General features: G+C 61.3%; 9 protein-coding genes and 1 tRNA gene. 2 read left to right on the top strand and 8 right to left on the bottom strand.

Annotation, left to right across the window (positions count from 1 at the left end; genetic code table 11):
* Positions 1-3 precede the first annotated feature (3 nt).
* From G8E10_RS17975 to G8E10_RS17950, 6 genes are all read right to left on the bottom strand, one after another.
* The gene (locus G8E10_RS17975) at positions 4-900 is read right to left on the bottom strand and encodes a DUF1365 domain-containing protein (RefSeq protein ID WP_167130154.1); all 897 of its coding nucleotides are present in this window, start codon (positions 898-900) and stop codon (positions 4-6) included.
* Positions 897-2,237 carry an NAD(P)/FAD-dependent oxidoreductase gene (locus G8E10_RS17970; RefSeq protein ID WP_167130153.1) on the bottom strand — a complete coding sequence of 447 codons (1,341 nt, stop codon included), beginning with the start codon at positions 2,235-2,237 and terminating at the stop codon, positions 897-899. Before G8E10_RS17970 ends, G8E10_RS17975 begins: the two co-directional genes overlap by 4 nt.
* Positions 2,234-3,685 (bottom strand): cryptochrome/photolyase family protein, encoded by a 1,452-nt coding sequence (locus G8E10_RS17965; protein WP_167130152.1) that lies wholly within the window; start codon positions 3,683-3,685, stop codon positions 2,234-2,236. The genes G8E10_RS17970 and G8E10_RS17965 overlap by 4 nt, the downstream gene beginning before the upstream one ends.
* Positions 3,686-3,807: 122 nt before the next feature.
* Positions 3,808-4,083 (bottom strand): hypothetical protein, encoded by a 276-nt coding sequence (locus G8E10_RS17960; protein WP_343289821.1) that lies wholly within the window; start codon positions 4,081-4,083, stop codon positions 3,808-3,810.
* Positions 4,084-4,097: 14 nt separating this feature from the next.
* A complete protein-coding gene (locus G8E10_RS17955; protein WP_167130150.1) occupies positions 4,098-4,280 on the bottom strand; it encodes a hypothetical protein in 183 nt (60 codons plus the stop codon).
* Between the two features lie 137 nt (positions 4,281-4,417).
* Positions 4,418-4,492, bottom strand: a tRNA-Asn gene (locus G8E10_RS17950).
* Between the two features lie 168 nt (positions 4,493-4,660).
* On the opposite strand from G8E10_RS17950, the gene G8E10_RS17945 reads away from it, so the two are divergent.
* Positions 4,661-5,011, top strand: a complete 351-nt coding sequence (locus G8E10_RS17945; RefSeq protein WP_245507056.1) for a hypothetical protein — start codon at positions 4,661-4,663, stop codon at positions 5,009-5,011.
* Between the two features lie 54 nt (positions 5,012-5,065).
* Here G8E10_RS17945 and G8E10_RS17940 read toward each other — a convergent pair whose 3' ends face one another.
* Positions 5,066-5,419: a hypothetical protein gene (locus G8E10_RS17940; protein WP_110798888.1), complete on the bottom strand. Its 354-nt coding sequence runs from the start codon at positions 5,417-5,419 to the stop codon at positions 5,066-5,068.
* A 189-nt stretch (positions 5,420-5,608) separates the two neighbouring features.
* Here G8E10_RS17940 and G8E10_RS17935 point away from each other — a divergent pair, with 189 nt between their 5' ends.
* A complete protein-coding gene (locus G8E10_RS17935) occupies positions 5,609-5,827 on the top strand; it encodes a hypothetical protein (protein WP_110730967.1) in 219 nt (72 codons plus the stop codon).
* 36 nt (positions 5,828-5,863) lie between these two features.
* On the opposite strand, the gene G8E10_RS17930 is transcribed toward G8E10_RS17935, so the two are convergent.
* Complete coding sequence (locus G8E10_RS17930; RefSeq protein WP_110798890.1) at positions 5,864-6,499, bottom strand: MarC family protein; 636 nt, start codon at positions 6,497-6,499, stop codon at positions 5,864-5,866.
* Between the last annotated feature and the right edge of the window lie 39 nt (positions 6,500-6,538).

Here is a 6,538-nt window from a genome sequence, read left to right as displayed (position 1 = left end):
GCCTTATTCGGCCGGGCTGCAAGTCTCTCGGTGGGAGGTGGGTTGTGGTGACAGTCGGCGCGGTGCCGGCTCGTCGCGGCGGTCGTCGGTCCAGACGCTGGTCGGGGCGGGCGGTGTGGGTCGGGAAATATATCGTGCTCCCTTCCACCAGAGCTTCGCCGCCTCCCAGTGAATGCCAGCCACGATCTTCAAAGTAAGGTGTGGAATACGGCCGACGAGGCGCAGGATATTGCCCGTCGTCAGCGGTTGCGCATGGCCGGAGAAGGTCGCCGAAAGCACAGGCCCCTCGGCATCCGTCTCCAGAATTCGCCAGCGGATATCCTTGCCCGGCGGCACCATGCGAAACCGGTAGCGCATGGCCATGGGCATAAAGGGCGACACATGGAAGATCTTGTCGCATTCCTGCCGAACACCGGCATCGCTCACCTGCCCGGATGAAATCGGGCAGACATAGCTATGTCGCTCGCCGAAGGTGTTGCGCACCTCGTAAACCAGCGCCACCAGCGCATCGGAAGCGTCATAGGCGTAGTAGACGGCAAGGGGATTGAAGACCCAGCCGAGAATGCGCGGATAGCAGACGAGGAGAACCCGCGCCGCAGGCGCGGAAACACCGGCATCGGCAAGCAGGCCATCGACATAAGCGCGCAGCGAAATGTCCGTGCGTCCGGAATGGTCGCTCTGATGGAACGACAAGAGATTGAAGCGGTCGATGGAAAACGCACGGCTTTTCGTGTCTGCTGCATCGAGCCGATCGAGATCTACCATCAGCGAGAAGACGCGATAAGAAAACCTGTGCCCGAGCGGCTTCATGCGCTGGTGCATCACATCGCCGGCATACAGCAGCGCCGGCTCCGAGGGCGGTGCATGCAGGCGTCCGACATCGGGAGGCGTATCGGTCATTCCGCAGCTTCGGCGAAGATCGGCGCCGGAGCAAGCCGCCACGGTATGATGCCGCCGAGCGTTTCCGCCGCTGCCAAGCCAGACGACAAGCCGTCTTCATGGAAGCCGTAACCCGTCCACGCGCCGGCAAAGAACGTGCCGTTGTCACCCTGGATGGTCTTCAGTTGCCTCTGCGCATCGATCGAGCGAGCATCGAACTGCGGATGGTCGTAGGTGTACTCGGCAAAGACCAGACGCGGATCGGGCTCGCGTTCGGGGTTCAGGGTGACGAAGAGCGGGCAGGCAGGGTCGATCGCTTGCAGACTGTTCATCCAGTATGTCACCGCCACCTGGCTGTCAGAACCCGGGCGTGTCGAGCGAAGGTAGTTCCACGAGGCCCAGACTTTCTCCCGCTTCGGCATCAGGGCCACATCCCGGTGCAGCACGACGCGATTCGGCTTGTAGGGCACGGCTTCCAGCACGGCGCGCTCCTGCGGTGTCGCGTCCGCGAGCATGGCAAGAGCCTGGTCCGAATGGGATGCAATGACGATCTTGTCGTAGACCCGCACCGTGCCATCGTCTTCCGTCACGTGCACCTTTCGCCCGTCGCGACGAATAGAGCGGATGCCACAGTTCAGCTTCAGCCGGTTGCCGAGGGGGCCCAGCAGCTTGTCGAGATAGACCCGGCTACCCCCTGCCACCGTGCGCCACGGATGGGGCGTCGCGTAAACGAGGCGGTGATTGTCGAAGAACTGGATGAAGTGATCAGCCGGAAACTCCAACATCTTGGCGGCAGGCGCCGACCAGATCGCAGCCGCCATCGGCAGCAGGTAGTTGTTGGTGAAGCCGGGCGAGAAACGGCGCCAGTCGAGATAGTCCCCGATCGACATTTCCGAAAGCCGGCCCGCATCGCGATCGACGAGGCAGATTTTGTTGAAACGCAGGATCTCGCGCAACATCAGGAGGAAGGACGGACGCAGCATGTTCCGCTTCTGCGCGAAGAGGCCTGTGAATGGACCGCCGCGCCATTCGAGCGCGCCGTGGTCGAGCGACAGGGCAAAGCTCATGCTGCTCGGCAGCGTCTCGACGTCGAGTTCGGCAAAAAGCGCTTTCAGGTTCGGATAGTTCGGCTCGTTATAGACGATGAAACCCGTATCGACCGAGATATGCTGCCCGTCGTAATCGACCTCCACAGTAGCCGTATGCCCGCCAGGCCTCTCGGCCTTCTCATACAATGTCACGTCGTGAACGTCGCGCAGCGCCCAGGCCGCCGAACTGCCGGAAATGCCCGAGCCGACAACGGCGATCGAGAGGCGGCCGTTCGTGGAAGGGATGCCGGCGGAAAGAGGGGAGGTCATGCGGCATCCTTGATGTTGCGGTAGGCGGCAAGCGCGCGATCCCGCGCCTTGGCGTGGTCGACGATCGGTTTGGGGTAGGTCTCGCCCAGCGTTACCCCGGCCTTGGCGAGAACAGCGGACGGTGCTTCGAACGGATGATGGATCCAGTCGCTCGGCATGTCGGCAAGTTCCGGCACATGCTCACGAACGTACAGGCCGTCGGTATCGAACTTTTCGCCCTGCGTGATCGGGTTGAAGACACGGAAGAAAGGCGAGGCATCGGCACCGCAACCGGCAACCCATTGCCAGTTCATGGCATTGCTCGCGGGATCGGCATCCACAAGTGTGTCGCGGAACCAGCGCTCGCCCCGCCGCCAGTCGATCAGCAGATCTTTCACCAGAAATGACCCGACGATCATGCGGACGCGGTTGTGCATCGTCCCGAAGCGCCAGAGTTCACGCATGCCGGCATCCACGATCGGAAAACCCGTCATGCCCGTCTTCCAACGATCGAAATCGTCGTCGCCATTCGTCCAGCCGAGCTTGTCGTATTTCCGGTTCAGGCTCTCGGTCGGCATGTCAGGATTGTGGAACAGGAGATGATAGGCGAACTCCCGCCAGACCAGCTCCTTGCGGAAGGTGATAACGTCGGCCGAATCGGCCTTCGACAGGCCGCGCGTCGCGTGCCAGATACGGGCCGGAGAAATCTCGCCCATCGCCAGATGCGGAGAGAGCCGCGACGTTCCCGCTTCCCAGGTCCGCTCGCGCGACTCGCGATATCCGTCGATCGTGCCGTCCGTGAAATCCTCAAGCTTTTCTCGTGCGGAGGCTTCGCCCGGCTCCCAGCGCCGCGAAAAATCCGCGGCCCATTCGAGCTTCGGCAACAGACCCCAGTCATTAAGCTTCTCCGACCGCGGAAACGTCTTCGGCGCTGGCAACTTTTCCGGAGCGTCCACGGGCTCGGGCGGCTCGCCACCGGCCTCTATCGCACGCCAGAAGGGTGTGTAGACCCGGTACGGACCGCCGGTCTTTGTCTTCACACGAGACGGCTCATGCATGAGCGCTCCGGCAAAGCTCGCCGTCTCCAGCCCGTCTTTAGAGAGGACCTCTTTCAGCTTCGTATCGACCTTGATGCCGGCAGGATCGTATCGCCGGTTCCAAAAGACAGCAGACGCGCCGGTGTCCTTGATGATTTGCCGAAGAACCGTCTCTGCTTCACCACTCAACAAAATGAGACGTGAGCCGCAGGTCTCGATCTGCGCGGAAAGCGCGGTCAGCGAATGGTGCAGCCACCAGGCCTGCGCTTCGCCGAGGGGACCAGTCTCGGAATTGTCTTCGCGAATATAGAGCGGAATGACCGGACGGCCTGTTTCTACGGCAGATGCCAGCGCACGATTATCGTCTGTGCGAAGGTCCTTGCGAAACCATACAATGATCGGGCTCTTGTCCCGTTGATGCACGTCGTCCATCTTGATCCGTCTGTTTTCTTTGCCGGTCTTACGATCAAGGACGGGGTGTGGATCAAGAAGGTTTCAAAAACAAATGAATGCCACGACCGAGTCGTCACGGACCCGGTGGGTACTCTCAACGCTCAGCAGGAGAAGCCGAAACCGCCAGAAGAGGCCGAGCGTGAACGGCGAAGGAGCTTTAATGATCTGTCGGGTTCGATGCGGTAGGTCTCCATCGCCATGCAGCCGTATTCATCGATAATCTGGTTGGTGAAGGTACTGCCGATCGGCGACTTCGTCAGCTTCGTTCGCGGCTGATGTCCCCTGTAAGTGATGCTTCCGGGAATCGGTTGAACCTCGTAGGGCGTGCATGCCGCGAGGGCCAAAGCACTGCCGATCACAAGCGTGGCGAATTTCACCACCGGCCGCATCCCTAAAAAGCCCCGCCCGTCACAGGATTAACCACGGGCCGTTCGCTGGCGTCTCTCTCGTCTGCAGGTTTCACGAATGTCGGGGCGATGGAATCCTTTTCGTCCACCGTGGCGTCATCCGCCGTTGGATTGACATCGGTCGGACGTTTCTGCCCGGACGTGCTGTTATGGTCGCTGTTACCCATGATTTACTCTCCGTGATGACCGGAAAACACAGGGTAAAGACAAATGTTCCAGCCTTTACGGATGAACACAACAGTATGAAGGAGGGTGCGGTAGTCGTGTGACCTAAAGCCACGTGCCATGATCTCGTGTAAGAAAATGGCTCCCCGGGCCGGATTCGAACCGGCGACCTGTCGATTAACAGTCGAATGCTCTACCGCTGAGCTACCAGGGAACATCTGCGCTGCAGAAGTGAGGCTGCTAATACGGGTGCTTTTTCGATTTGCCAAGCGCTTTTTTCAAAAAAACGCGTCTCGCTGTGGACAAACTCGGATGCGAAGCACACCTCAGGGCCAACATGGGCGACAGGGGTCGTTCGGAGTGGATGAGGCCGGATTGGACGATGATGAACGAGGTTGACGCAGGCGCACGCCCGTCGGGCAACACCCGCGAGAAGGGTGCTGGTGCGAACACGAAGACGGCTCCGCCGCGCCCGCATGGCCCGCAGCTGTCGATCGGTTCGTGGCATATGCCGCTGCCCCGCCAGAAGTGGCTTCGCGTCCTCATCGGCTGTTTGCTGGTGGTCTGCGGCCTTCTCGGGTTCCTGCCGATTCTCGGATTCTGGATGGTGCCCCTCGGTCTCGTCGTGCTGTCGCACGATTCTGCCTACATCCGCCGCAAGCGCCGCCGCATGGCCGTCTGGTGGGGCCGCCGGAAGCAGGCGAAAGCCGCCGCGAAGGCCGCTCGCGTTTAGCGCATATGAAAAAGGCCGGTTTGACCCGGCCTTTTCTCATTCTTCGAAAGCAGTTTACCCGTTCGTCGTACCCGTCTGCGGGGTAGGATCGCGGTCGGCAGGTGCCGGCTGCATCTGCTCGCCATTCGCCGGCGTGTTGTCGATCGTGCCCTGATTGGCCGGTGTCGCCTGACCGTTCTGAGCGGGCTCCGTCTGCTGACGATCGGTCGCCGCATCATTGTCCGTGCTCTCGCCGAACATTTCTGCCGCACCCCACGCGATCAGTGCCAGAAAAAGGCCGCCGATCAGGACCATCAAGACCGGGCGGCCGGCGCCGCCCTGGCGCGCTTCCGTCGGGCTGACGGTAACCTTTTTGTTCAGTTCCTGCGTCGAGCGCACGTCGCCGCGTTCGTCCAGTATTTTCGCCATATCCATCTCCTCGGGTCCGGAGCGACGATGCGCCCCTCGTATTCTTGACAGGAGCAACGGGCAGCAGACCCGTAAGTTCCGCCAAGGGCACGCGAGCGCCTAAGCCATATGGATTTGCGCAATTTTATGGTATGGTCTTCTAGCGGTCCGTTGAGGAACGACCGCGTCGGTATGAGCGGGAGGAACGCCATGCATTACAATGTTCAATTTTTCACCTGGACACCACGCGATGGCGTCCACCAAGTAGGCAAGATGGTCGAGATCGATGCCGTCAACGCCAAGCTGGCGGCAACGTCGCTTCTGGGTCTGCGCCTGGGCGATAGCGGTGAGGCGAGCCGCCTCGCGGCCCGCGTCTGGGCTGCCGAGGATGCGGCGAAGGCCGACTGCGTCTGCTTCTTCTACCAGTAGCGTTGCCGACTGCCGGGACGCTGCCTAGCGGAGATGTCAAACCTTCAGCGCGAATGCCGAGGTCACGCCATCCACAACAAACTGGACGGCCAGCGCGGCGAGGATGACGCCGAGAAGGCGCGTGAGAATCGCGCGCCCGGTTTGCCCGAGAAATCGATCAATGCGCTCGGCGATGACGAGCGCTGCAAACAGGATCGCCACACACGCCGCGATGACGAGGATCAGCTGGAGACGCCCGACGGTGCCGGGATAGGAGCCGGCGAGCAAGATCGTGGCCGAAATCGCGCCCGGTCCCGCGATAAGGGGCAAGGCGAGCGGAAAGACCGCGATATTCTCGATGTGATCCCTCAGGGTTGCCGTTTCCCCGGTCTTCTCCTTCCGCTCGTTGCGCTTCTCGAAGATCATCTCGAAGGCGATCCAGAACAACAGAAGCCCACCGGCGATGCGGAACGCACCCATGGAAATGCCGAGCAGCCCGAGAATGCTGTCGCCGAAGAGTGCGAACACCGAGAGGATACAGAACGCGATGAGGCTGCCGCGCCAGGCGACCTGCTTGCGTTCGCTCCGGCTCATTCCGGCGGTCAGGCTGAGAAAGATCGGCGCGAGGCCCGGCGGGTCGATGGTCACGAGGATCGTGGTCAACGCATTGATGAGAAGGTCGGTATCGGTCATGCCGCTCTCCGGGGCGCGTTTCGCGCGAGCGGCCAGTTA

Source organism: Ferranicluibacter rubi, assembly GCF_011603255.1.
GTDB lineage: Bacteria > Pseudomonadota > Alphaproteobacteria > Rhizobiales > Rhizobiaceae > Ferranicluibacter > Ferranicluibacter rubi.
The sequence above is the reverse complement of the archived record's forward strand: the minus strand, read 5'-3'. Positions and strand labels throughout refer to the sequence as shown.